Source organism: Brevundimonas sp. (genome assembly GCF_041648115.1).
Lineage (GTDB): Bacteria > Pseudomonadota > Alphaproteobacteria > Caulobacterales > Caulobacteraceae > Brevundimonas.
The window spans coordinates 16,735-38,515 of sequence record NZ_JBAZPR010000015.1; the positions used below are offsets into that span (position 1 = coordinate 16,735).

Sequence of the window (21,781 nt, forward strand, 5' to 3'; positions counted from 1 at the left end):
AGGGGCTGGAAAAAAGACGGCGGACCATAGGGCCCGCCGCCTTCCGCTTCAACACGCTACCAAGCGAGCGATTGTATGGCCCGTATTATTGGGGGGTCGGAGCAGCCTCGTCGCCACCGTCAGCGGCAGGATCAGCCGCATCGACCGGAGGCGTGGCCGAGGTGTCGACCTGACCGTCGGTCGGATTGGCGACCGGGGGCGAGGCTGTGGTGGTGGTGGCCGCAGCCGGTTCGCCGCTCGGAGCGGTGGCGGCGGGCGCGACCTCTTCCGCAGGCGCGGCGGCTTCGGCAGGGGCTGCAGCTTCAGCCGGGGCGGCGGCCTCTTCATCGCCCATGGCGGCCATGGAGTTCGCCGGGTTCAGGACCTGATCGATCGGGAAGATGGCGCCGTTCGAGGCGTCCAGTTCGGCGCTGACCACGGTGGCGCCGTCAGCCTTGATGGCCGACCCTGTGCCGTCCAGCAGGACCTGGCTGTCGGCGGCGGTCGGAACGCCGCCCTTCTTGCCCATGATCTGGTCGGGCGTCACATCGGCGACGATGACGTGATAGAGCAGCAGCTGACGCAGCTCGGCGGCATTGGCCGGGTCCATCAGACGCGTGCGGTCCGCCTCAGGCAGGGCGGCGAAGGCCGCGTTGGTCGGGGCGAAGATGGAGATGGCCGGGCGCGTCGCCAGGGTGTCGGTCAGTTGCGCCGCGTCGAGGGCCGCCAGAAGGGTGGTGAACTGGCCGCTTTCCTTCAGCTTGTCGACGACAGTCTCACCGGCGGCCGGCGTGGCCTCGGCGACTTCTGTCGCGGCCGGGGCGGTCGCCTGGGCGGTGGGCGCCGCAGCCTCGGGCGCGGCAGGCATGGATGGATCGGTCTGCGGCACCGGGGCCTCAGCCGGAGCGGGCGAGGTCGGCGGGGTGACTTCCTGAGCGAAGGCGGGAGCGGCCATCAGGGTGACGACGGCGGTTGCGGCAAGCAGTTTTGCACGAAGCATGGCGATATCCTTTTTCTGTTTGAGGATCGCTTCCGGGAGGTGGCGATCCGTTCCAGTCATCGGAACTGCGGACTCAAATCAGAACACCGTGATCTGGTTCCGAGATTTTGATACAATCGGTAACATTCGTGATGATCGAGTCGAGACCTTGGCGATATCCGCGCTACAGAGGGCGAATGGCCAGTATTCGGCCACAAACCTAGAACGCTACTGAACGGCCAGCTGCGTTGCTGTGACCCAGGCTGTTGGATGGGCGACGGCGAGCGTTCGCGCCGCCGCCTGGGCCGCCGCTTCGGTGAGATACAGGCCGAATACGGTCGCGCCCGAGCCGGACATGCGGGTCAGGGCGACCTGGGGCGTGGCGGAGACGGCGGCGAGCGCGTCCGCGATGGTGGGCGTCAGGGCCAGCGCCGGGGGCTGGAGGTCGTTGCGCTGAACCGACAGCCAGTCGATGACGGCGGCGACGGACCAGTCTTGCGGCGGATCGGGACGGTCGGACGAACGCATCGGTCCCGCATCATAGGCCCGGTAGACGGCGCCGGTCGGCGACGGGACGCCGGGGTTGAACAGGACGGCCGCCAGCGGCGGCAGGCGTGGCTCGTCGGTCAGCACGTCTCCCCTGCCCTCGGCCAAGGCAGTGCGCATGCGCAGGCACATGGGGCCGTCCGCGCCCACGACGCCCGCGACTGCCTCCAGCGCCGCATCGTCGATGTCCAGCGACAGGGCGCGGCGCGCCAGCTTCAGCGCCGCGCCCGCGTCGGACGACCCGCCGCCAAGCCCGGCCGCGATGGGCAGGCGCTTGTCCAGCGTCACCTTCAGCTTGGGTTCGCCGGCGCCTGTGACCTCGCCCAAACGCCGAAGTGCGCGCAGGATCAGATTGTCGGGCGCAGCGCCCAACGCCTCGCCGAAAGGGCCGGTTACGGTCAGGGAAAGCCGGTCAGCGGGTTCGACGGAGACCTGATCCCCCACATCGGCGAAGGCGACCAGGCTGGACAGCGGATGATAGCCGTAGGCGTCCACCGCCCCGACATGCAGGAACAGATTGATCTTGGCCGGAGCCAGGGCGGTTAGCGCGGGCATGGAAACTATTGAGAGACGCCCTTGGCAGGCGCGGCGCCATCCAGCCCATTGGCGATCTTGCGCTCGACATCGGCGCGGCGCTCGGGTTCCGGCTCCAGCACCAGGACGCGGTTCCACAGCCAGACGGCCTCGCGTTCGCGGCCCACCCGCCAATAGGCGTCGCCGAGGTGGTCATTGATTTCGGCGTTGGCGGGTTCCTTGTCGACGGCCTGTTCCAGGGTGTCGACGGCGGTTTCGAACTGGCCCTGCTTGAACTGGGCCCAGCCCAGCGAGTCCTGGATGTTGCCGTTGTCGGGTTCCAGCGCATGGGCGCGGGCGATCATGTCGGCGCCCTCCTGTACCCGCAGGCCCTTGTCGACCCACAGATACCCCAGATAGTTCAGCATGTCGGCGTCGTTGGGCGCGGTCTGGAGGGCGGCCCACAGCTCGGCCTCGGCCTCGGGCGTGCGGCCCAGGGCCTCATAGGCGGCGCCGCGCAAGAAGTGGACGCTGGCGCCCTGATCGGCGACGTTCAGCACCGGCCCGTCCAGCAAGATCAGCGCCTCGTCATGCTGTTTCAGCTGCATCAACTGCCCCGCCAGGACCAGGGCGATGCGGCGGTCGTCGGGGCTGGCGGCGGCGGCGCGGCGCAGTTCGGCCAAGGCGTTTTCCGACTGGCCGTCCTCTTCCAGCGCGATGGCCAGTTGGGCGCGGGCGGCGGCGTAGAGCTGGGGATCGTCGGTCCCGACGCGCGACAGGGCGCTGCGGGCGGCCGACTTCAGCCCGGCGCGCGACAACACCTGGGCCAGCTGGAACTCGGTCTCGTCGTCATCGTGCAGGTTCTGCGCGAGGCGCAGATAGACGGCGGCGAACTCGTTGCCGCGTTCGGCCGACGCCTGGGCGGCGGCGGTGATCAAACCCTGGGCCGCGCCTTCGCGGAAGTCGGGCAGAACCGGAGGCCGACCGCCGTCGCGCACCCGCTGCAACGCGCGGACGACGCCGGGATCGACGGGCTGGATGGCGATCGCGGCTTCATACAGGGCGATGGCGTCGTCGCGACGGCCGCGCCGTTCCATGAACTCGCCATAGGGGCGTTTGAACAGGGCGCCGACCCCTGCCACGTCGGCCGCGGCCTTCAGCTCAACCTCGGCTTCGGCATAGTCGCGACGCTTTTCCAGCAGGGCGGCGCGGTTCATGCGGGCGAAGGCCAGGGTCAGGGGATCGCCGCTGATGGGCGCAGGCTGAAGCGCGCGGGTCCAGTCCCCGGCCGCCGCCGCGATCCACGGCGCGACCAGCAGGCCGGCGCGGGCATGGGGGGCGCCGATGGGTTGCTGGGCCAGGGCGGCGTTGGGCGTTTTTGCGTCGCCGCGCACGAAGTCCTGAACCAGCCGGACCAGACGACCGCCCTCGACGAAGGCGGGCGAGGCGGTCGCATCGGTGGGGGCCAGCGCGGCCGCCACGTCCAGATCGCCGGTCAGCAGGGCCGAGGTGAAGGCCTGTTCGCGCACGCGCGGCTGTTCCGGCGCCAGTTGCTCGGCCTGGGCCAGATAGTTCGAGCCGATCGCGCCCTCGCCCTGCATCAGGGCCAGCTTGCCCGCCAGATACAGGCCATAGGCGCTGCGGCCCTCGGCGTTTGTCGGGATCGGCGCCCAGACCGCAGGGATCGGCGGCGTGACCGGGGTGTCGGTGATGATGATGTGGGGATCGGGCGCGGCGTCCTGGCCCGAAGCGGGAGGCCCCGGCTCCACGATGACGGCCGGCGGCATAGCGGCCGGGCCGTCCTGAGCCGGCGTGGTCGGTGTGGGCATTTGCTGGGCCGCAGCCTGCCCGGCCATGGCCAGGGCGAGAACGGTCAGGGAGGCGGCGAACAGGCGCGAACGGGAGGCGATCATGCCTCGACCCTTCACGCTTTCACCCGCCCCCGCAAGAGGACAGATGATTGCTTCCCCACTCCGCTCATCCCGGCGAAAGCCGGGACTTAGGTCTTTGGGCGAAAGGCGCCTATGTCGGAGGCCGGTGGTCATCCGACGCACGGACGATGTGAAAGCACTGGGTCCCCGCTTTCGCCGGGATGAGCGGGTTAAAGGGGTTATTCCGTCACATGTTCGGATAGTTGGGACCGCCGCCGCCTTCAGGCGTAGTCCAGACGATGTTCTGCGACGGATCCTTGATGTCGCAGGTTTTGCAGTGGACGCAGTTCTGGGCGTTGATGACGAAACGCGGATCGGTCTTGGCGACCTCGTCCGCATAGACGACCTCATAGACGCCCGCCGGACAGTAGAGCCGGGCCGGCTCGCCGTATTTGGGCAGGTTGACCTGGATCGGCTTGGACGGGTCCAGCAGCTTCAGGTGCGCGGGCTGGTCCTCGGCATGGTTGGTGTTGGAGATGAAGACCGACGACAGCTTGTCGAACGACAGCTTCCCGTCCGGCTTGGGATATCTGATTTGCTTATGGTCGGCGGCCAGGCCCGTCGAGGCGGCGTCGGTCTTTTCGTGCTTCAGCGTCGGGACCGGCGACCAGCCGCCCAGCAGGGTGCGGCACCACATGTCGAACATGCCGAACGCCCCGCCCAGGGTCGTGCCGAACTTGGACAGCAGGGGCTTGGCGTTCTTGACGACGGACAGCTCCTTAAAGACCCAGCTCTTTTCGAAGGCGGTTTGATATTCGACCAGTTCGTCGCCGCTGCGCCCGGCCTGAACCGCGTCATAGGCGGCGTCGGCGGCCAGCATGCCGGTCTTCATCGCATTGTGGCTGCCCTTGATGCGGGGCACGTTCACGAAGCCGGCCGAGCAACCGATCAGGGCGCCGCCGGGGAACGACAGCTTGGGAATCGACTGCAACCCGCCCTCGGTGATGGCGCGGGCGCCGTACGAGATGCGCGTGCCGCCTTCCAGGTGCGGGGCGATGGACGGGTGGTGCTTGAACCGCTGGAACTCGTCGAACGGCGACAGGAACGGGTTCTTGTAGTTCAGGTGGACCACATAGCCGACGGCCACGTAGCGGTCGCCGAAATGATACAGGAAGCTGCCGCCGCCGGTGTGCTCGTCCAGCGGCCAGCCGGTCGTGTGCTGGGCCAGGCCGGGCTGGTGCTGTTCCGCCGGAACCTGCCACAGCTCCTTCAGGCCGATGCCGTATTTCTGGGGCGACTTGCCGTCCTGAAGCCTGTGCTTAGCGATGATGGTCTTGGCCAGGGAGCCGCGCACGCCCTCGGCGATGAAGACATATTTGCCGTGCAATTCGATGCCGGGTTGAAAGTCGCCGGTCGGTTTGCCCTCGCGGTCGATGCCGAACACGCCGGCGACGACGCCCTTGACCCGACCCGTCTCTTCTTCCCAGACGACGTGACTGGCGGCCATGCCGGGATAGACCTCGACGCCCAGAGCCTCGGCCTGCTCGCCCAGCCAGCGGGTGACATTGCCCAGCGAGGCGATGTAGCAGCCGTGATTGTGCATGAAGGGCGGCAGCAGGGGCATGGGCAGAGACGCCTCGCCCTGCGGACCCAGCAGCAGGAATTTATCCTTGGTGACCGGCGTCTCCAGCGGCGCGCCGCGTTCCTTCCAGTCGGGGAACAGTTCGTTCAGCGCCTTGGGATCGATCACTGCGCCCGACAGGATATGGCCGCCGACCTCGGCCGCCTTTTCCAGCACGGCGACGGTGATGTCCTTGCCGTCCTTTTCGGCGCGCTGCTTCAGACGGATAGCGGCCGACAGGCCGGCCGGGCCGCCGCCGACGATCACGACATCGTATTCCATGACCTCGCGTTCGACGCCTTCCAGCGCCTGCAGCGGCGGCAGATTGTCGATGATCGCTTCCTGACGGGCGTTCTCCGCGCCGCCTTCGATGGCTTCTTCGGCCATGATTTCCCCTGAATCCCGGTTGTCCGTGTGGTTATGCCGCTTATCGGAAGGTGACGCGAGGGCGGTCAAGGCTTATCGGTAGCCCGAGACATGAACGCGCAACCCCATGACATCGCTGCAGTCGAAAGCCTGCTCGCCTTCTGGCGGGATGCGGGGGTGGACGCCTGCTATGCCGATGCGCCCGTCGATCACACCCATGTGGCCCCGCCGCCAGCGGTAAAAGCCGTGCAGAAGGCGACCGCCTCGGTCGTCATGCCGCTGGCCGGAGCGAACGCCGCCGACGCCATCGCCGAGGCGCGCCGACTGGCGGCCGGCGCGGCGACGCTTCAGGATCTGGCGGCGGCCGTCGCGGCGTTCGAGGGCTGTCCCCTGCGCGGCATGGGGGCGACCCAGTCGGTGTTCGGGCGCGGCAATCCCAACGCCTCAGTCCTGATCATCGGCGAAGGCCCCGGCGGGGACGAGGACCGGATCGGCCAGCCCTTCGTCGGCAAGGCCGGTCAACTGCTGGACCGGATGCTGGCGGCGGCGGGCCTGACCGACAAGGTCTTCATCACCAACACCGTCTTCTGGCGCCCGCCCGGTAATCGCACGCCCAGCCCGCAGGAGCAGGCGGTCTGCGCCCCCTTCGTTGAGCGCGCCTTCGCCCTGCTGCAACCCAAGGCCGTTTTGTTGCTGGGCGCGGCCTCGGCCAAGTCCGTGCTTCAGGCTGAAGAGGGGATCATGAAGCTGCGCGGCAATTGGAAGGAATGGCGTCTGGCCGAAGGCGCGGTGTCCGCCCCCGTCATGCCGACCCTGCACCCGGCCTTCCTGCTACGTCAGCCCCAGGCCAAGCGTCAGGTGTGGGCCGACCTGTTGGCGCTGTCCGTTCGCCTTGAAACGGACTCGGTTGAAGAACAAGGCTAATCGCTGCATGCTCGCATGCTGACGACCGATCGCCATACACGCGCCTAGTAGATTACGCGCGTCGCCAACGAGGGGGCCGCCGCTTATGTTTCTGTTCCGCCGCGCGTTCCTCGCGCCGACGCTTGCTGTGGCTTTCAGCGCCCTAGCGGGCGCGGCCATCGCCGAAACGCCTTACGGATCAACGGCCGAATCGAGCGCTGGTTCCGCCCGCCCCACGGCCCTCAGCTCTGCGGACCGCATCTCCTACACCACCGCCTTCGACGCCCTGCGGCGCGGCGACATCGAGACCGCCCGCGCCTCGGCGCGCCAGGCGCAGGACCGGGTCCTGTTGGGTCAGGTCGAGTTCGAGAGCCTGTTCCACCCCGACCATGTCGCCACCTATGAAGAGCTGACGGCCTGGCTGGAAAACTATTCCGACCTGCCGTGCGCAGACCGCGTCTATACGCTGGCTTTGCGTCGCCGCCCCGATGGCGCGCCCGAGCCCATGCGGCCCGGCGGCGTGATCGGCCGGACCTGGAACAGTCTGGTGACGGCCGTTTCCGGCGGCGGCGTCGACGACCCGGCCAAGGCGGCCCGCGTCGCCTACAACAACGACGACCTGACCGGCGCCTCGGCCATGGGCCGCCAGATCGGCGACTGGTGGACGGTCGGCCTGGCGGAATGGCGACTGGGCCAATTCCACGAATCCTTCGCCGCCTTCGAACGCGTCGCCAACGATCCGACCGAAGACCCCTGGGTTCGCGCCGGCGCCGCCTACTGGACCGCACGCGCAGCCGGCCAGTCGGGACGTCAGGATCGGGTGACCGACTATCTGCGCCTGTCGGCCCAGTGGCCCGCCACCTTCTATGGTCAGATCGCCCTGCGTCAGCTGGGCGAGGAGCCGACCATCGAGAACATGGGACCCCGCGCCTATGAGGCCGAGCCGCGCCTGCGCCGCGCCGCCTATGTGCCCAAGAGCGCCGCCGTCGAGCCGACCGCGCTGGAAGCTTTCGTTCAGGCCGATGCCCGCGCCCGCCGCACCGTCGCCTTCTATGAGGTCGGACGTCGCGCCGACGCCGAGAGCGAGCTGCGTTCTGGCCTGCGCACCGCCGTCGGCGACGCGGCCAAGATGTGGACGGCCTTGGCGCGCGCCATCATGCCGGTCGGCAATGCGGACGCGACCCGTATCGACGCGACCCGCTATCCGATGCCGGACCTGGCGCCCGAGGGCGGCTTCGTCATCGAGAAGTCGCTGGTCTATGCGCTGGCGCTGAAGGAAACCGACTTCAATCCCAACGCCCGCTCCAGCGTCGGCGCCTATGGGATCATGCAGGTGATGCCGACGACGGCGGCCGAGATGACGGGAGATCGCACCTTCGTTTCCGACCCGTCCAAACTGCTGGTCCCGGCCGTGAACATGCGTCTGGGCCAGACCTACATCAACCGGATGCTGGCCTTGCCGGCCTTCCAGGGCGACCTGCTGCGGGCCGTGGCCTCCTACAACGCCGGGCCGGGTCCGATGCTGGCGGCGGTGCGCAAGCTGGGACCGGACGCCGATCCCCTGCTGCTGATCGAGACGATCGATGTGCCCCAGGCGCGCGACTACGTCGAAAAGGTCGTGGCGAGCTACTGGATCTATCAGCGGCTGTTCGGCGCCCCGCTGAAGACGCTGGACGCCCTGGCGTCGGGCGCCAAGGCCGTTCCGGTCGCGCTGGACTATGTCGCCCCGCCGCCCCAGGCCGAGCCAGTCCTGATCGCCGAGGCGACCACCGTCGCCGGCGTTCGCTAGAAGACCGTAAACAGCAGGCTGGCCCAGAAGGCTGCGCCGATCAGGGCCGCCAGACCATAGCCCATGACCGGATGAATGCCGCGCGAGACGGGTTCGGCCGGATCGGTCGGGAGGGTCGGGCTTTTCATTCCCAACGGATAACAGCGTCCGTTTAACGCGGCGTCAGCCGGGATGGTTTTCGCCCGTTAAGCCCACGTCGAAGCCAAGGCCTCCGCCTCCCATTGGCGGAAGTCGGGGTGGTCAAGAAGGGCCGCCAGGTAGGTCACCGCCGTCCCGTCGTCGCCATGATCGGCAAGGTCGATCTGGAAATGCCGCACCCGCGCCGCGACCGGAGTGAAGAAGATATCGGCGATGCATCTCTGACCAAACAGCCAGGGACCGTCGATGCCGAAACGCCTGCGCATCTGACCGAACAGCGCGACCAGCCGCGCCAGGTCGCGGTCCAGCGCAGGATCGGACGGGGTCTCGGCCCGCGCCTCTCCCACCATCGGATGATCCGGCCCCGTGCCGCAGAAGCTGCGCAGCGCCGAGAATCCCGAATGCATCTCGGCCGTCGCGGACCGGGCCAGGGCGCGCGTCATGGGATCGGCGGGCCATAGCTTCGCCTGCGGATAGGTCTCCGCCGCCCATTCGGCGAGGCTGAGCGTGTCCCAGATCAACTCGCCGCCGACCCGCAGCGCCGGCACGAAGCCAGACGGCGACACGGCCTCCAGCGCCGCCTTGTGTTCCGGCGTGTCATAGCGGGCGTCGATGACGGAGAAGTCCGCGCCCGTCGCCTTCATCGTCAGCCAGCCGCGCAGCGACCAGGTCGAATAGGCCCGCAGCCCGATGATCAGTTCCATTGCAGGTCTCCCGTTCGCTCTCTCAATGGCTGGACGCCAGCTTCAGCACAACCAGGCCCGAAGCCACCAGAACCACGCCCACGATCCTGAGCGGCGTCAGCGGCTCGCCCAGAAACACCGCCCCGACGACGAAGGCGCCCACCGCCCCGATCCCGGTCCAGATGGCATAGGCCGTGCCCAGCGGCAGGGTCTTCATCGCCATCGACAGCAGGCCGAACGATCCGATCATGAAGACCAGCATGCCGATGGTCGGCCACGGCTTGGTGAAACCGGCCGACGCCTTCATCAGAAAGGCCCAGACGACTTCGAGCAGGCCGGCGAAAAGAAGGAATATCCAGGCCATGACGGTCTCCCTTGCATGGCGAGCCGGGTCGTCCCGGCGGTCATGCCCGATGAAGGGAGAGGTCGTCCTCTGAGCCGATAATCTGGGACAGGCCGACCGGAAGTCAAGCGACGAACCTTGACTCCGAGCCCCTTGAGACCGACACGACCGGCCCATGATCACGCGCTACTCCCGCCCCGTCGCCGCCGCCCTCTGGTCGCAAGAGACCAAATACAAGATCTGGTTCGAGATCGAGGCCCACGCCGCCACCAAGATGGCCGAGCTGGGCGTGATCCCGCAGGAGGCGGCCGACGCCATCTGGGCCAAGGGCAAGGATGCGACCTTCGACGCCGACCGCATCGACGAGATCGAACGCACCACCAAGCACGACGTCATCGCCTTCCTGACCCATGTGTCGGAAATCGTGGGCGAGGAAGCCCGCTTCCTGCACCAGGGCATGACCTCGTCGGACGTGCTGGACACCTGTTTCGCGGTCCAGCTGGCGCGCTCGTCGGACCTGCTGATCGACGGCGTCGACCGGGTTCTGGCCGCGCTGGAGAAACGCGCCAAGGAGCATAAATACACACCGACCGTAGGTCGTTCGCACGGCATCCACGCCGAGCCGGTGACCTTCGGCCTGAAGCTGGCCGGCTACCACGCCGAGTTCCAGCGCGCCAAGCGCCGCCTGATCACGGCCAAGGAAGAGATCGCCACCTGCGCCATCTCGGGCGCCGTCGGCACCTTCGCCAATGTCGATCCGGCGGTCGAACAGTATGTGGCCGACCAGATGGGCCTGCAGGTCGAGCCGGTCTCGACCCAGGTCATCCCGCGCGACCGCCACGCCGCCTTCTTCGCCGCCCTGGGCGTCGTCGCTTCTTCGGTCGAACGCCTCGCCGTCGAGATCCGCCACCTTCAGCGCACGGAAGTCCTTGAAGCCGAGGAATTCTTCGACAAGGGCCAGAAAGGTTCGTCGGCCATGCCGCACAAGCGCAACCCAATCCTGACCGAGAACCTCACCGGCCTGGCCCGTCTGGTCCGTTCGGCCGTGACGCCCGCGATGGAAAACGTCGCCCTGTGGCACGAGCGCGATATCAGCCATTCGTCGGTCGAGCGCGGCATCGGCCCGGACGCCACCATCCACCTGGACTTCGCCCTGCAGCGCCTGGCCAATGTGGTCGAGCGGCTGAACGTCTATCCTGAGAACATGCAGAAGAACATCGACCGCCTGGGCGGTCTGGTTCACTCGCAACGGGTCATGCTGGCCCTGACCCAGGCCGGCATCTCGCGCGAAGACGCCTATGCCGCCGTGCAGGAGAACGCCATGAAGGTCTGGCGTGGCGAAGGGGTCTTCATCGACTTTCTGAAGGCCGACGACCGCGTCACCCTGCCCGCCGAACAACTGGAAGCCCTGTTCGACCTCGACTATCACACCAAGAACGTGGACGTGGTGTTCAAGCGGGTGTTCGGAGACTGAGACCATGAGCGAGCGCACGATCCGGCTCAATCCCCGGCTCGATCCCCGCGACTATGCGACGGCCTATGCGCGCGACGGCATGGTGCAGGTGCCAGACCTGCTGGACGAGGAAAGCGCCCAATGGCTGGACCTTGCGCTGGAACATGACACGGCTTGGCGCCTGTCGCTGAAGACCCCCGAAGGCGGCAAGCTGCTGTCGCCTCAGGAGATGGCCGAGTTGAGTCGTGAAGCGGTCACCGCCAGAATCCAGCACGCCTTGTCGGAAGCCCGCAGCGGATTCTCCTTCATCTATCTGGCCTATCCGATCATCCCGGCATTGCTGACCGGCCAGGACCAGGGTCACGCCACCCATGTCTTGCTGCAATTCTTCAACGACACGCCCTTCACCACCTTCGCCAAGGCGGTGACGGGCGAGGCCGGCGTGACCAAGATCGACGCCCAGGCGACCTGGTTCCGGCCCGGCGACTTCCTGACCCGGCATGACGACACGGGCGTGGGCGAACGGCGCGCGGCCTATACGCTGGGCCTGTCGCGCGACTGGCGGCCCGACTGGGGCGGTCAGTTGATGTTCCACGATGCGAACGGCGACATCGAGCGTGGTTTCAAACCGGGCTTCAACGTCTGGACCGTATTCAAGACGCCGCGGATGCACTCGGTCGCGCCGGTCGCCGCCTATGCCGGCGGCAAGCGTCGCTCGATCACCGGCTGGCTGCGCGACGACCCGCCGGTCAAGTGAAGGGCCCTACCGGCGACCGCAGGCAAGGCTTCGCTCCCGTGGTCGATGTGGAGACCCGGTTACTGATTCTGGGCAGCCTGCCGGGCGACACCTCGTTGAAGGCGGCGCAGTATTACGCCCATCCACGCAACGGCTTCTGGCCCCTGATTGGCGGCGTGCTGGGCGAAGACCTGGCCGCCCTGCCCTATGAGCGACGGCTCGAACGTTTGAAGGCGCGCGGCGTGGGTCTGTGGGACGTGATCGCTTCAGCGGAGCGATCGGGCAGTCTGGACGCGGCGATCCGCTCGCCCGAGGCGGCCGATCTGCGGGGGCTGGTCGAAAGCCTGCCCAACCTGCGGGCCGTCGCCTTCAACGGCGGGCTGGCGGCCCGGCTGGGGCGGCGCATTCTGAGCGATCTGGAGGGCGTCGCCCTGGTCGATCTGCCGTCGTCCAGCCCCGCCCATGCAATATCCTTGTCGGCAAAGGCGGACAGCTGGGCCATACTGGGAAAGTTTCTCCCGGATAGGCCTGCCGCCTGATGATCCTGACCCTTTCCTGCCCCGACCGCCACGGCATCGTCGCGGCCGTTTCCGCCTTCCTTCTGGAGCGGGACGCCAACATCTCCGACGCCCAACAGTTCGGGGACGCCTCCAGCGCCACCTTCTTCATGCGGGTGGTGTTTGAACCGGCGGACGGCGACGCCGAGACCGCGATCCACGACGCCTTTGCGCCTTTGGCCGAGCGGTTCGCCATGGACTGGACCCTGCGAGGTCCCGCGCCGCGCAAGGTGATGATCCTGGCGTCAAAGTTCGATCACTGCCTGGCGGACCTGCTGTATCGCTGGCGCATCGACGAACTGCCGATGCAGGTGACGGCGGTCGTGTCGAACCACCCGCGCGAGCTGATCGGCCATGTCGATCTGGGCGACCTGCCCTTCCACCACCTGCCGGTCAACGCCGCCGACAAGCCGGCGCAGGAGGCCGAACTGCTGCGGCTGATCGAAGAGACGGGGACCGAGCTAGTCGTGCTGGCGCGCTACATGCAGATTCTTTCCGACGACCTCAGTCGCAAGCTGGAGGGACGCTGCATCAACATCCACCACTCCTTTCTGCCCGGCTTCAAGGGCGCCCGCCCCTATCATCAGGCCCACGCGCGAGGCGTGAAGGTGATCGGCGCCACCGCCCACTATGTCACCCCCGACCTGGACGAAGGCCCCATCATCGAACAGGACGTCGAGCGGATCAGCCACCGCGACACGCCCGAAGATTTGATCCGCAAGGGGAGAGATATCGAACGCCGCGTCCTGGCGCGCGCCGTTCGTCGCCATCTGGAAGACCGCGTTTTGCTGCACGGCACAAAGACAGTGGTGTTCGAAGACTGAATGGTGAAGCTGCGATTTCTTGTCGCGCGACACGCATCCTTTATGCGGTTTCGAACGTAACGTTCCCGTTACCGCCTTGAGAGCGGCCCAAAGGGAACGAAACACAATGACCAATCTTCGCAATCTCATGCTCGTCGCCGTATCCGGCGGCGCGCTGATGGCGCTGGGCGCCTGCAACAACAATGAACCGGCCGCCACGGCCCCGGCTGAATCGACCGCCATGGCTCCGGCCGAGGGCGCCGCCATGGCCCCCGCGACCGATCCGATGGTGGGCGGCGCCGCCATGAGCCCCAACGAGACCATCGTCGCCAATGCGTCCAAGGCCTCCAACCTGACCACCCTGGTGTCGGCCGTGACCGCCGCTGGTCTGGTCGAGACGCTTCAGGGCCCCGGCCCCTTCACCGTCTTCGCGCCTGACAACGCCGCCTTCGAGAAGATCCCCGAGGCGACCCGCACCAGCCTGATGCAGCCGGCGATGAAGGCCGATCTGACCAAGATCCTGACCTATCACGTCGTCGCCGGTCGCCTGACGGCAGCCGACATCGCAGCCCAGGCCCAGGCCAACGGCGGCACCGCCACGCTGAAGACGGTTCAGGGCGAAGAACTGAAGGTTTCGGCCGGCCCGAACAACACCTGGGTCATCACCGACGCCAAGGGCGGCAAGTCCACCATCACCCAGGCCGACGTGGGTCAGTCCAACGGCGTGGTCCACGTCGTGGACACGGTCTTGATGCCGTAAAAATAATCGCGTCTCACCCATTTAGGGCTGAAACCAAATCTGGGCGCCCGAGTTATTGAAGGGCGCGAGACGCACAGTACGCCGGGTGAGACATCCCCCAACGTCCCCGGCAAAAAAGAAAGGGCCGCACTTTCCCCCGGGTGCGGCCCTTTCGAATTCTCAGATCAGCCAGAAGGCCGATAGCCTATTCGCCGGCGCGAATGCCTTCGCGGGCGATCGATGCCAGTTCGTCGATCTTGGAGCGAATCTCGCCTTCCGACACCGACAGGCCCGAGGCCTTGAAGTCGCCGGCGACCTTGCGGAACACGTCCTCGTCGCCCGGCTGCTCGAAATCGGCGCGCACGACGGCGGCGGCGTACTGATCGGCGCTCTCGATCGACAGGCCCATCTTTTCGGCCGCCCACAGGCCCATCATCCGGTTGCGCCGGGCGATGGCCTTGAACTCCTGCTCCTGATCGAGGGCGTACTTGGCCTCGAAGGCCTTTTCCCGATCGTCGAAGGTCGTCATTTCGCTCAGCATAGCTCCGTACGCCCCGCTAACGTCGGGGCAAGGGCCGTCTATAGACCGCCCATCCCTGAACGCAACATGACTTCACTCGGGTGGACATCCTGTCCCCATCCTTTGCGCCCTTCGCCATCCTCATTTGTATCGCGGCTCGCCATCGGCTAAGGAGACCCCGAACGAGATTGACTGCCCGAACGATTCCGAAACGCGCCGCCAGGACCGGGTCTTCCCCTCCATCATGGCCGCGCGATTTTTGTTTCTGGAGGGCGCCCGTAAGCGGGACCGGACGATGAACAGCAAGCGCAAGAAAATCTACGAAGGCAAGGCCAAGATCCTTTACGAAGGACCAGAGCCCGGCACCCTGATCCAGTATTTCAAGGACGACGCCACTGCGTTCAACGCGCAGAAGAAGGCCGTCCTCGAAGGCAAGGGCGTGGTCAACAACCAGATCAGCGAATTCATCATGTCGCGCCTGAACGGCATCGGCGTGACCAACCACTTCATCAAGCGCCTGAACCTGCGCGAGCAACTGATCCGCGAAGTCGAGATCATTCCGCTGGAAGTCGTCTGCCGCAACATCGTCGCCGGCTCGATGAGCCAGCGCCTGGGCATCGAGGAAGGCACGCCGCTGCCCCGCTCGATCATCGAATTCTACTACAAGAAGGATGAGCTCAACGACCCGATGGTCACCGAAGAGCATATCACCGCCTTCAACTGGGCCTCGACCCAGGAACTGGACGACATGCTGGCGATGACGGTGCGCGTGAACGACTATCTGTCGGGCATGTTCGGCGCCGTCGGCATCACCCTGGTGGACTTCAAGATCGAGTTCGGCCGCGTCTGGGAAAACGACTTCAGCCGCGTGCTGCTGGCCGACGAGATCAGCCCCGACAGCTGCCGCCTGTGGGACACCACCACCGGCGAGAAGCTGGACAAGGACCGCTTCCGCCGCGACCTGGGCAATGTCATCGAGAGCTATACCGAAGTCGCGCGTCGCCTGGGCATCATGAAGGGCATGCCGACGGTGATCCAGGGCGGCCTGCATTGATGAGCAGCGTCGAAGAGACCGGAGCCGTGTTCGCCCACGACGTCGACATGACGGGCGTCGCACGGTTTCGCCACTTCGGCGCAGAAGGTCCCCTATACGAAATCCTGGGTCCCAGCGGCGACGACAGGGTTCGGATTCGTGTCGTCCAAAGCGGCGAGGAACTGACCTATCCCGCCGCTGCCGCCCGACAGGATCCCAAGGCCTGATGTTCGCCATCGCTTTCGACCTGGTGGTGGCCGAAACGGAAGCCGTCCATCCGAAAGGCGTGACCCAGGCCTATGACGAGATCGGCCGCACGCTCAAGCGTTACGGCTTTGCTCGCATCCAGGGCAGCGGCTACGTCACCGAGGTCGAGGACCTGGCCAATCTGCTTCAAGCCATGAACGCGCTGAAGGCGCTGACCTGGTTCCCACAATGTGTTCGGGATGTTCGAGCCTTCCGCATCGAACAATGGTCCGACTTCACCCCCTTCATGAAAGGTAACGGCTGATGGCCAAAATCAAGGTTCACGTCTTCCTCAAGCCCGGCGTCCTGGACGTTCAGGGCAAGGCCGTCGAGGGCGCGCTGCAGGGTCTGGGCTGGTCGGGCGTCTCGAACGCCCGCGTCGGCAAGCTGATCGAGTTCGACCTCGCCGGCGCCGAAGACCCCCAGGCCGAGGCTAAGAAGATGTGCGAGCAACTGCTCGCCAATACGGTGATCGAAAGCTACCGCATCGAGGCGGCCTGACACTGACTGTTGAATGTAATGCATGATCGCATTACATTGACGAGATGACCACGCTGACCGTCACGAGCCGAGGCCAGGTGACCTTCCGCAAGGAGGTGTTGCAGCATCTCGGCATCCAGCCGGGGCAGAAGATCCGTCTGGATCTGCTGCCTGACGGGCGCGCGGAGCTGAGCGCCGAACAGATGACCGGCTCATGGTCCGACCTGTCCGGTTTCCTGAAGGGCCGGACGAACGGCGCGCGCCTGTCGATCGAAGAGATCGGCGCCCTGACCGCGCAGGCCGGCGAAGCCCCCGAGCAGCCGTGAACATCACCGCCGACACCAATGTCCTGTTACGGGCCGTCGTCGGCGACGACGAAGACCAGCAGCGTCTGGCGGTCGAGGCCCTGGAGACCGCGGATCGGGTCGCGGTCAGCACCCAATCCCTGTGCGAGTTCGCCTGGGTTCTGGCGCGGGGCTATCGCGCCTCTCGCGAGGACATCGCCACCGCCATTCGTCGTCTGCTGGATATGCGCAACATTTCGGTGGATCGCACGGCCGCCGAGGCCGGCCTCGCCGTGCTGGAAGCGGGCGGCGATTTCGCGGACGGCGTCATCGCCCATGACGGACAATGGCTGGGCGGGGAAACCTTCGTCTCGTTCGACGTTCAGGCGGTGCGGCTCTTGCATCGCAACGGCGTGAAAGCGCGCCTCCTGTCCGCCGCCTGATTTCTACAGTCCCGAGAAAGCCCCTTCATATGACCTTCACCCTCACCTCCACCGACATTCAGGACGGCGGCGTGCTGCCGGACGCCCAGGTTCATGCCAAGGGCAATGTCTCGCCGCACCTTGCCTGGTCCAGCGCGCCGGAGGGTACGAAGAGCTATGCGATCACCTGCTATGATCCCGATGCGCCGACCGGCTCGGGCTTCTGGCACTGGACCGTGGCCAATATTCCCGCCGACGTGACCGAACTGGCCAGCGGGGCCGGATCGGCCGGCGGACACCTGCCGCACAGCGCCATCCAGGGCCGCACCGACTACGGCCAGGCAGGCTTCGGCGGCGCCGCCCCGCCACCCGGCCACGGCCCGCACCGCTACATCTTCACCGTCTTCGCCGTGGATGTGGAAAGCCTGGACGTCACGGCCGACAACTCGGGCGCCGTGTTCGGCTTCAACCTGCACTTCCACACCCTGGCCAAGGCCTCGATCACCGCGACCTACGAAAACAAAGCGTGATCGCTGTCGGCCGGCCGCCCTTGTGGTGTCATGAACGCTGATTAGTTTGCAGTGCAACATGACAGACGCCGCCCTCGACACCGCCCTTCCCGTCCGCTCGCGCGGGGCGGTCGCCCTCGTGCTGATCGCCCTGGCCATGGGCGGGTTCGCCATCGGCGTGACCGAGTTCGCGGCCATGAGCATCCTGCCCGACTTCGCCGCCGGCCTGGGCGTCGATGCGCCGACCGCCGGCCATGTCATCAGCGCCTATGCCGCCGGCGTCGTGGTGGGGGCGCCCATCCTGGCGGTTCTGGGGGCGCGGCTGCCGCGCTGGCATCTGCTGATCGGCTTCATGGCCCTGTTCGCCGTCGGCAACGTGCTCAGCGCTCTGGCCCCCACCTATCATTGGATGCTGGTGTTCCGGTTCCTCAGCGGCCTGCCGCACGGCGCCTATTTCGGGGTGGCGGCCCTGGTCGCGGCCTCCATCGTGCCGCTGCATTTCCGCACCCGGGCGGTCTCGACCATCCTGATGGGGCTGACGGTCGGGACGGTGCTGGGCGTGCCCGTCGTCAACATCATCAGCCACGCCTATGGCTGGCGCTGGACCTTCGCCATTGTGGGTGTGCTGGCTGTGATCACCATGGCCCTGGTCGCCCTGTTCGCGCCCCGCGATCCAGCCCATCCCGATGCCAGCCCGTGGCGCGAACTGGGCGCGCTGAAGCGAAGCCAGGTCTGGCTGACGCTGGGCGTCGGCGCCGTGGGTTTCGGCGGCATGTTCGCGGTCTACGCCTATCTGGCCTCGACGCTTCAGGCGGTGACAGGCGTGGGGGCCGAGGTCCTGCCCTGGGTCTTCGCAGTGTTCGGCGTCGGCATGTTCCTGGGCAATATCCTGGGCGCGTGGGCGGCGGACCATGTGGGGTTCAAAGCGGCCGGCGGCCTGTTGCTGTGGAGCGCGGCGGCTCTGGCGCTGTATCCCATGGCGGCGTCGAACCTGTGGGCGGTGATGGGGGTGGTCTTCCTGATCGGCGGCGGCGGCGGCCTGGGCTCGGTGTTGCAGACGCGGCTGATGGATGTCGCCGGCGACGCCCAGACCCTGGCGGCGGCGCTGAACCATTCGGCGTTCAACACCGCCAACGCCATCGGCCCCCTGCTGGGCGGCATGGCGATCGCTGCGGGTTACGGCTGGACCTCGACCGCCTGGGTCGGCGTCGGCCTGTCGCTGGGCGGGTTCGCCATCTTCATCGTGGCCTGGCTGACGGGTCGGGCGCGCGTGACGGCCTGACAAGGCTTCAGAACCCTGCTAAAGGGCCGCGCCATGAGTGCAGCCGTCATCGTCTTCCCCGGTTCCAACTGTGATCGCGACTGCAAGGTCGCCGTCGAACGCTCCACCAGCGAGCCCGTCTCCATGGTGTGGCATGCCGAGACCGAACTGCCCAAGGGTCTGGACCTGATCGTCATTCCCGGCGGGTTTTCCTATGGCGACTATCTGCGGTGTGGCGCCATGGCGGCCCAGTCCCCCGTGATGCAGGCCGTCAAAAAAGCCGCTGACGACGGCGTCGCCGTGGTCGGCATCTGCAACGGTTTCCAGATCCTGTGCGAGGCCGGCATGCTGCCGGGCGCCTTGCTGCGCAACAAGGGCCTGAAATACGTCTGCAAGCCCATCGCCCTGACGGTCGCCAACGCCCAGACCCGCTTCACCGCCGGCTATAAAGGCCAGGCCGAAGTCACGATGACCCAGGGCAACGGCGACGGAAACTTCTTCGCCGACAGCGACACCCTGGCCCGCATCGAGGGCGAGGGCCAAGTGGTGTTCCGCTATGTCGACAACCCCAACGGCTCGGTCAACGACATCGCCGGCATCCAGAACGCGCGCGGCAACGTCCTGGGCATGATGCCCCACCCCGACCGCGCCTTCGAAGCCGAGCTGGGTTCGGCCGACGGCGCGACGCTGTTCCAAAGCGTCTACGCCGCCGCTTGACGGCAATCGCGGGTTGGTAGGCACGGCGCGGGCTCTGATGTCCGTGTTATCGAAAGTCCGCTGACGGCACGCCTGCGCACCGGCCGCCTTGTTCGCTTCGCCGTCATTTTCAGGTCAAACCCTGAGCCCGTCTAGATATCCTTGATCTGAGCGCGTCCGTCCGAAAGGTCTGCGGCCGCGTCGTCTTCGACCTCTTCGTCGTCGAACGCCTTTTCGCCGGCCTCGCGCCGGGCGGCCAGTTCACGGGCGCCGACGCCCAGGCCTTGCTCGATGGCGCGGTTGGCTTCGACCTCTTCTTCGAGCGAGGGTTGGTCGTTGTCGATGTCGGCCATGGGAGTTTCCTGTGTTGAGGGATCATCCTGACAACCGTTCGGTCCCGGCGATTGTTCCTACCGACCGAAAAACGGCTCCAGGCTGGCGCGCGACAGGGGGCGGAAGATCAGGAACTGGCCGCCGACCGTCACGGTGATCTCGTGCGCCTGAGGGCGTTGCAGCAGGGCGGGATCGTCCAGAGACACCGCACGACCCGAGGCGATGTCGCGCGCATCCAGCGGCGGCAGGGTCGGTCGACCATTGGCCGAGGCCAGGGCCGCCATGAAACCGCGAACCTCATTGGCCTGTTGCTCTGGCGTCAGGGCGGCGCGGACGCGGGTCCATGCCGTCTGGACCGACGCCGTCAGGGTCGAGGCATTTTGCGCCCGCCCCTCGCCCGCGACAGCAACGGCGGCGAAGGCGGCGAGGCACAGACAAAGAAGGCGGACCCGGAGCGTCATGTCCCACAGGATGAGGCCGCCGGTCGCCAATGCAAGCTTCACTTTTCTGGCTTTCGGGATGAACCTTCTGTCGGTTCGGCGCGTAAAGGCCGGATAAGCGTCGCACTGGAACCCGAATGTCCTCCATCATCCGCCCCACGCCCCGCCAGCGCACCCGGCGCCTGGTCGTCCTGGCCGCCGCCCTCTTCGCCATCGTCGTGCCGCTGGTTCAGAACCTGGCCGGCCTGGGCCTGAACCAGGCCGAGTTCGCCGCCGACGGGAACACCACCCTGCGGGTCGCCGGTTACGCCTTCTCGATCTGGGGTTTGATCTATATCGGCATCCTGGCCTATGCGATCCGCCAGGCCCTGCCTCAAACGGGCGAGAGCCCGCTGTTAGGCCGGATGGGCTTGCCGTCCGCCGTCGCCTTCTTCGGCATCGGCTTCTGGATCATCGTGGCGGCCATGAACCTGAAGGCCGCCAGCGTCGGGGTGATCTTCGCCTCGCTGATCGCCCTGCTGTTGCCGCTGCTGGCGGTTTCGGGACATATCCGCGCGCTGCGGCTGATGGATCGCGAGCGCATCCTGCTGGCCTGGCCGCTCGCCGCTTTGGCCGGCTGGCTGACTGTGGCCGCGCCGCTGAACCTGATCACGACGGTTACGGCGTTCGACGCCCTGCCCGCCGCCCTGTCGCCCAGCCTGTGGGCCATCGTCGCCATCGTTTCGGTCGTGGTCGTCGCCCTGGCGGTGACGGCGGTCCTGAGGACGATGGCCTATCCGCTGCCGACGGCCTGGGGCCTGCTGGGCGCCTTCGTCGCCGAACAGGCGGACAAGCCAGCCGTCGCCTTCACCGCCCTGGCCGGCGCCATCGTCCTGCTTGTCGGCGGGCTGCTGCTGACCTTCCGCCTGCGGCCGGGCATCGAACGCGCCCGTTAGTTTTCAGAACGCGCTTATTACTTTTCTCCCGCTCATCCCGGCGAAAGCCGGGACCTAGTGCTTTCGCATCTATCAGTGCGTCGGATGACCACTAACCTCTGATCTCACGCAGCTTGCGCCCAAAGGACTGGGTCCCGGCTTTCGCCGGGATGAGCGAAAAAGAGATGGATCAGGGCTTGGGCGTGTCTGTGATCGCGTTGTCCTGAGGTTCGTGATCGTCGGCGCCGACGCCGAAGGCGCCGTCCTCATCGAAACCGACGCTGCCGACGCCGACAGCCGAGCCCGTCAATCGTTGGCGACGGCTGGCCAGCGCAGCCTCCGGCGCCGCCGCATCCATCTGGCGCGTGGTGTCAGGATCGTTCGAGCGATCCATCTGCTGGCCTAAAGCGGGGACGATGCGGTCGGTGTGGGGATTGCTCATGCCGGGTCCTCCTCGGTGTCGTCGGCCTGTTTCTGGGCCTTTTCGGCCAGGGCGGAGGCGCCGGCGTCGTCGGCGGCGATCTCGGGCAGGTCGTCGTCTTCGGGGGTTGCGGCAGGGTCGATGGGGGCGTCGGTCATGGCGGCTCCTGTGGTTGTCGTCGGAATCAACCGTCTGAGATGTTC

At 66.8% G+C, this 21,781-nt stretch carries 29 protein-coding genes; 17 read left to right on the top strand and 12 right to left on the bottom strand.

Features of this window, described 5'->3' with window-relative positions; translation table 11 throughout:
• Positions 1–85: 85 nt before the first annotated feature.
• The 4 genes from WC597_RS13880 to WC597_RS13895 all read right to left on the bottom strand — a co-directional run bounded on the left by WC597_RS13880 (position 86) and on the right by WC597_RS13895 (position 5,791).
• The gene (locus WC597_RS13880) at positions 86–979 is read right to left on the bottom strand and encodes a fasciclin domain-containing protein (protein WP_372694142.1); all 894 of its coding nucleotides are present in this window, start codon (positions 977–979) and stop codon (positions 86–88) included.
• 207 nt (positions 980–1,186) lie between these two features.
• Positions 1,187–2,059, bottom strand: a complete 873-nt coding sequence (locus tag WC597_RS13885; protein ID WP_372694144.1) for a 4-(cytidine 5'-diphospho)-2-C-methyl-D-erythritol kinase — start codon at positions 2,057–2,059, stop codon at positions 1,187–1,189.
• Positions 2,060–2,064: 5 nt separating this feature from the next.
• Positions 2,065–3,930: a tetratricopeptide repeat protein gene (locus tag WC597_RS13890; protein WP_372694146.1), complete on the bottom strand. Its 1,866-nt coding sequence runs from the start codon at positions 3,928–3,930 to the stop codon at positions 2,065–2,067.
• A 205-nt stretch (positions 3,931–4,135) separates the two neighbouring features.
• Positions 4,136–5,791 carry an electron transfer flavoprotein-ubiquinone oxidoreductase gene (locus tag WC597_RS13895; protein ID WP_372694304.1) on the bottom strand — a complete coding sequence of 552 codons (1,656 nt, stop codon included), beginning with the start codon at positions 5,789–5,791 and terminating at the stop codon, positions 4,136–4,138.
• A 195-nt stretch (positions 5,792–5,986) separates the two neighbouring features.
• On the opposite strand from WC597_RS13895, the gene WC597_RS13900 reads away from it, so the two are divergent.
• A complete protein-coding gene (locus WC597_RS13900; RefSeq protein ID WP_372694148.1) occupies positions 5,987–6,799 on the top strand; it encodes a uracil-DNA glycosylase family protein in 813 nt (270 codons plus the stop codon).
• Between the two features lie 85 nt (positions 6,800–6,884).
• The gene (locus WC597_RS13905) at positions 6,885–8,567 is read left to right on the top strand and encodes a lytic transglycosylase domain-containing protein (RefSeq protein ID WP_372694150.1); all 1,683 of its coding nucleotides are present in this window, start codon (positions 6,885–6,887) and stop codon (positions 8,565–8,567) included.
• On the opposite strand, the gene WC597_RS13910 is transcribed toward WC597_RS13905, so the two are convergent.
• From WC597_RS13910 to WC597_RS13920, 3 genes are read right to left on the bottom strand one after another with little or no spacing between them, the layout of a single operon-like run.
• Positions 8,564–8,695: a hypothetical protein gene (locus WC597_RS13910; RefSeq protein ID WP_372694152.1), complete on the bottom strand. Its 132-nt coding sequence runs from the start codon at positions 8,693–8,695 to the stop codon at positions 8,564–8,566. The genes WC597_RS13905 and WC597_RS13910 overlap by 4 nt on opposite strands.
• Before the next feature lie 57 nt (positions 8,696–8,752).
• Positions 8,753–9,409, bottom strand: coding sequence for a glutathione S-transferase (locus WC597_RS13915; RefSeq protein WP_372694154.1), 657 nt, complete (start codon positions 9,407–9,409; stop codon positions 8,753–8,755).
• Between the two features lie 22 nt (positions 9,410–9,431).
• Complete coding sequence (locus WC597_RS13920) at positions 9,432–9,752, bottom strand: multidrug efflux SMR transporter (RefSeq protein WP_372694156.1); 321 nt, start codon at positions 9,750–9,752, stop codon at positions 9,432–9,434.
• 154 nt (positions 9,753–9,906) lie between these two features.
• Between WC597_RS13920 and purB the strand changes: the two genes are divergently transcribed.
• The 5 genes from purB to WC597_RS13945 all read left to right on the top strand — a co-directional run bounded on the left by purB (position 9,907) and on the right by WC597_RS13945 (position 14,040).
• The gene (purB, locus tag WC597_RS13925) at positions 9,907–11,205 is read left to right on the top strand and encodes an adenylosuccinate lyase (protein WP_372694158.1); all 1,299 of its coding nucleotides are present in this window, start codon (positions 9,907–9,909) and stop codon (positions 11,203–11,205) included.
• 4 nt (positions 11,206–11,209) lie between these two features.
• Positions 11,210–11,941 (top strand): 2OG-Fe(II) oxygenase family protein, encoded by a 732-nt coding sequence (locus tag WC597_RS13930; protein ID WP_372694160.1) that lies wholly within the window; start codon positions 11,210–11,212, stop codon positions 11,939–11,941.
• Positions 11,938–12,459 (top strand): DNA-deoxyinosine glycosylase, encoded by a 522-nt coding sequence (locus WC597_RS13935; protein WP_372694162.1) that lies wholly within the window; start codon positions 11,938–11,940, stop codon positions 12,457–12,459. Before WC597_RS13930 ends, WC597_RS13935 begins: the two co-directional genes overlap by 4 nt.
• Positions 12,459–13,301: a formyltetrahydrofolate deformylase gene (purU, locus tag WC597_RS13940; protein WP_372694164.1), complete on the top strand. Its 843-nt coding sequence runs from the start codon at positions 12,459–12,461 to the stop codon at positions 13,299–13,301. Before WC597_RS13935 ends, purU begins: the two co-directional genes overlap by 1 nt.
• A 106-nt stretch (positions 13,302–13,407) precedes the next feature.
• Positions 13,408–14,040, top strand: coding sequence for a fasciclin domain-containing protein (locus WC597_RS13945; RefSeq protein WP_372694166.1), 633 nt, complete (start codon positions 13,408–13,410; stop codon positions 14,038–14,040).
• A 184-nt stretch (positions 14,041–14,224) separates the two neighbouring features.
• Here the strand turns inward: WC597_RS13945 and WC597_RS13950 are convergent, their stop codons facing one another.
• Positions 14,225–14,548: a DUF1476 domain-containing protein gene (locus tag WC597_RS13950; protein ID WP_372694168.1), complete on the bottom strand. Its 324-nt coding sequence runs from the start codon at positions 14,546–14,548 to the stop codon at positions 14,225–14,227.
• Positions 14,549–14,834: 286 nt separating this feature from the next.
• On the opposite strand from WC597_RS13950, the gene purC reads away from it, so the two are divergent.
• The 9 genes from purC to purQ are packed head-to-tail and all read left to right on the top strand — an operon-like array spanning position 14,835 to position 19,491.
• Positions 14,835–15,593 (top strand): phosphoribosylaminoimidazolesuccinocarboxamide synthase, encoded by a 759-nt coding sequence (purC, locus tag WC597_RS13955; RefSeq protein ID WP_159849540.1) that lies wholly within the window; start codon positions 14,835–14,837, stop codon positions 15,591–15,593.
• Positions 15,593–15,799 (top strand): hypothetical protein, encoded by a 207-nt coding sequence (locus WC597_RS13960; RefSeq protein ID WP_372694170.1) that lies wholly within the window; start codon positions 15,593–15,595, stop codon positions 15,797–15,799. The genes purC and WC597_RS13960 overlap by 1 nt, the downstream gene beginning before the upstream one ends.
• Complete coding sequence (locus tag WC597_RS13965) at positions 15,799–16,083, top strand: virulence factor (protein ID WP_372694172.1); 285 nt, start codon at positions 15,799–15,801, stop codon at positions 16,081–16,083. The genes WC597_RS13960 and WC597_RS13965 overlap by 1 nt, the downstream gene beginning before the upstream one ends.
• Positions 16,083–16,319, top strand: a complete 237-nt coding sequence (purS, locus tag WC597_RS13970) for a phosphoribosylformylglycinamidine synthase subunit PurS (protein WP_372694174.1) — start codon at positions 16,083–16,085, stop codon at positions 16,317–16,319. Before WC597_RS13965 ends, purS begins: the two co-directional genes overlap by 1 nt.
• 44 nt (positions 16,320–16,363) lie before the next feature.
• Positions 16,364–16,624: an AbrB/MazE/SpoVT family DNA-binding domain-containing protein gene (locus tag WC597_RS13975; RefSeq protein WP_372694176.1), complete on the top strand. Its 261-nt coding sequence runs from the start codon at positions 16,364–16,366 to the stop codon at positions 16,622–16,624.
• Positions 16,621–17,025: a type II toxin-antitoxin system VapC family toxin gene (locus WC597_RS13980; RefSeq protein ID WP_372694178.1), complete on the top strand. Its 405-nt coding sequence runs from the start codon at positions 16,621–16,623 to the stop codon at positions 17,023–17,025. Before WC597_RS13975 ends, WC597_RS13980 begins: the two co-directional genes overlap by 4 nt.
• A 29-nt stretch (positions 17,026–17,054) precedes the next feature.
• A complete protein-coding gene (locus WC597_RS13985; protein ID WP_372694180.1) occupies positions 17,055–17,534 on the top strand; it encodes a YbhB/YbcL family Raf kinase inhibitor-like protein in 480 nt (159 codons plus the stop codon).
• 58 nt (positions 17,535–17,592) lie between these two features.
• Positions 17,593–18,795, top strand: a complete 1,203-nt coding sequence (locus tag WC597_RS13990) for an MFS transporter (RefSeq protein ID WP_372694181.1) — start codon at positions 17,593–17,595, stop codon at positions 18,793–18,795.
• 33 nt (positions 18,796–18,828) lie between these two features.
• Complete coding sequence (gene purQ / locus WC597_RS13995) at positions 18,829–19,491, top strand: phosphoribosylformylglycinamidine synthase subunit PurQ (protein WP_372694183.1); 663 nt, start codon at positions 18,829–18,831, stop codon at positions 19,489–19,491.
• Between the two features lie 131 nt (positions 19,492–19,622).
• Here the strand turns inward: purQ and WC597_RS14000 are convergent, their stop codons facing one another.
• On the bottom strand, positions 19,623–19,823 hold the full coding sequence (locus WC597_RS14000) for a hypothetical protein (protein ID WP_372694185.1): 201 nt from the start codon (positions 19,821–19,823) through the stop codon (positions 19,623–19,625).
• A 57-nt stretch (positions 19,824–19,880) separates the two neighbouring features.
• Positions 19,881–20,306 (bottom strand): hypothetical protein, encoded by a 426-nt coding sequence (locus tag WC597_RS14005; RefSeq protein ID WP_372694187.1) that lies wholly within the window; start codon positions 20,304–20,306, stop codon positions 19,881–19,883.
• A 74-nt stretch (positions 20,307–20,380) separates the two neighbouring features.
• Here WC597_RS14005 and WC597_RS14010 point away from each other — a divergent pair, with 74 nt between their 5' ends.
• Positions 20,381–21,178: a hypothetical protein gene (locus WC597_RS14010; protein WP_372694189.1), complete on the top strand. Its 798-nt coding sequence runs from the start codon at positions 20,381–20,383 to the stop codon at positions 21,176–21,178.
• A gap of 169 nt (positions 21,179–21,347) precedes the next feature.
• Here WC597_RS14010 and WC597_RS14015 read toward each other — a convergent pair whose 3' ends face one another.
• Both WC597_RS14015 and WC597_RS14020 read right to left on the bottom strand, forming a co-directional pair.
• Positions 21,348–21,599 (bottom strand): Tat pathway signal protein, encoded by a 252-nt coding sequence (locus WC597_RS14015; protein WP_372694191.1) that lies wholly within the window; start codon positions 21,597–21,599, stop codon positions 21,348–21,350.
• Complete coding sequence (locus tag WC597_RS14020) at positions 21,596–21,736, bottom strand: hypothetical protein (RefSeq protein ID WP_372694193.1); 141 nt, start codon at positions 21,734–21,736, stop codon at positions 21,596–21,598. The genes WC597_RS14015 and WC597_RS14020 overlap by 4 nt, the downstream gene beginning before the upstream one ends.
• Positions 21,737–21,781 lie beyond the last annotated feature (45 nt).

Bases quoted from the DNA above. Each gene is read 5' to 3' on its own strand.
- WC597_RS13880 (WP_372694142.1), bottom strand. From the start codon at position 979: ATGCTTCGTGCAAAACTGCTTGCCGCAACCGCCGTCGTCACCCTGATG.
- WC597_RS13885 (WP_372694144.1), bottom strand. From the start codon at position 2,059: ATGCCCGCGCTAACCGCCCTGGCTCCGGCCAAGATCAATCTGTTCCTG.
- WC597_RS13890 (WP_372694146.1), bottom strand. From the start codon at position 3,930: ATGATCGCCTCCCGTTCGCGCCTGTTCGCCGCCTCCCTGACCGTTCTC.
- WC597_RS13895 (WP_372694304.1), bottom strand. From the start codon at position 5,791: ATGGAATACGATGTCGTGATCGTCGGCGGCGGCCCGGCCGGCCTGTCG.
- WC597_RS13900 (WP_372694148.1), top strand. From the start codon at position 5,987: ATGAACGCGCAACCCCATGACATCGCTGCAGTCGAAAGCCTGCTCGCC.
- WC597_RS13905 (WP_372694150.1), top strand. From the start codon at position 6,885: ATGTTTCTGTTCCGCCGCGCGTTCCTCGCGCCGACGCTTGCTGTGGCT.
- WC597_RS13910 (WP_372694152.1), bottom strand. From the start codon at position 8,695: ATGAAAAGCCCGACCCTCCCGACCGATCCGGCCGAACCCGTCTCGCGC.
- WC597_RS13915 (WP_372694154.1), bottom strand. From the start codon at position 9,409: ATGGAACTGATCATCGGGCTGCGGGCCTATTCGACCTGGTCGCTGCGC.
- WC597_RS13920 (WP_372694156.1), bottom strand. From the start codon at position 9,752: ATGGCCTGGATATTCCTTCTTTTCGCCGGCCTGCTCGAAGTCGTCTGG.
- purB (WP_372694158.1), top strand. From the start codon at position 9,907: ATGATCACGCGCTACTCCCGCCCCGTCGCCGCCGCCCTCTGGTCGCAA.
- WC597_RS13930 (WP_372694160.1), top strand. From the start codon at position 11,210: ATGAGCGAGCGCACGATCCGGCTCAATCCCCGGCTCGATCCCCGCGAC.
- purU (WP_372694164.1), top strand. From the start codon at position 12,459: ATGATCCTGACCCTTTCCTGCCCCGACCGCCACGGCATCGTCGCGGCC.
- WC597_RS13945 (WP_372694166.1), top strand. From the start codon at position 13,408: ATGACCAATCTTCGCAATCTCATGCTCGTCGCCGTATCCGGCGGCGCG.
- WC597_RS13950 (WP_372694168.1), bottom strand. From the start codon at position 14,548: ATGACGACCTTCGACGATCGGGAAAAGGCCTTCGAGGCCAAGTACGCC.
- purC (WP_159849540.1), top strand. From the start codon at position 14,835: ATGAACAGCAAGCGCAAGAAAATCTACGAAGGCAAGGCCAAGATCCTT.
- WC597_RS13960 (WP_372694170.1), top strand. From the start codon at position 15,593: ATGAGCAGCGTCGAAGAGACCGGAGCCGTGTTCGCCCACGACGTCGAC.
- WC597_RS13965 (WP_372694172.1), top strand. From the start codon at position 15,799: ATGTTCGCCATCGCTTTCGACCTGGTGGTGGCCGAAACGGAAGCCGTC.
- purS (WP_372694174.1), top strand. From the start codon at position 16,083: ATGGCCAAAATCAAGGTTCACGTCTTCCTCAAGCCCGGCGTCCTGGAC.
- WC597_RS13975 (WP_372694176.1), top strand. From the start codon at position 16,364: ATGACCACGCTGACCGTCACGAGCCGAGGCCAGGTGACCTTCCGCAAG.
- WC597_RS13985 (WP_372694180.1), top strand. From the start codon at position 17,055: ATGACCTTCACCCTCACCTCCACCGACATTCAGGACGGCGGCGTGCTG.
- WC597_RS13990 (WP_372694181.1), top strand. From the start codon at position 17,593: ATGACAGACGCCGCCCTCGACACCGCCCTTCCCGTCCGCTCGCGCGGG.
- purQ (WP_372694183.1), top strand. From the start codon at position 18,829: ATGAGTGCAGCCGTCATCGTCTTCCCCGGTTCCAACTGTGATCGCGAC.
- WC597_RS14000 (WP_372694185.1), bottom strand. From the start codon at position 19,823: ATGGCCGACATCGACAACGACCAACCCTCGCTCGAAGAAGAGGTCGAA.
- WC597_RS14010 (WP_372694189.1), top strand. From the start codon at position 20,381: ATGTCCTCCATCATCCGCCCCACGCCCCGCCAGCGCACCCGGCGCCTG.
- WC597_RS14015 (WP_372694191.1), bottom strand. From the start codon at position 21,599: ATGAGCAATCCCCACACCGACCGCATCGTCCCCGCTTTAGGCCAGCAG.
- WC597_RS14020 (WP_372694193.1), bottom strand. From the start codon at position 21,736: ATGACCGACGCCCCCATCGACCCTGCCGCAACCCCCGAAGACGACGAC.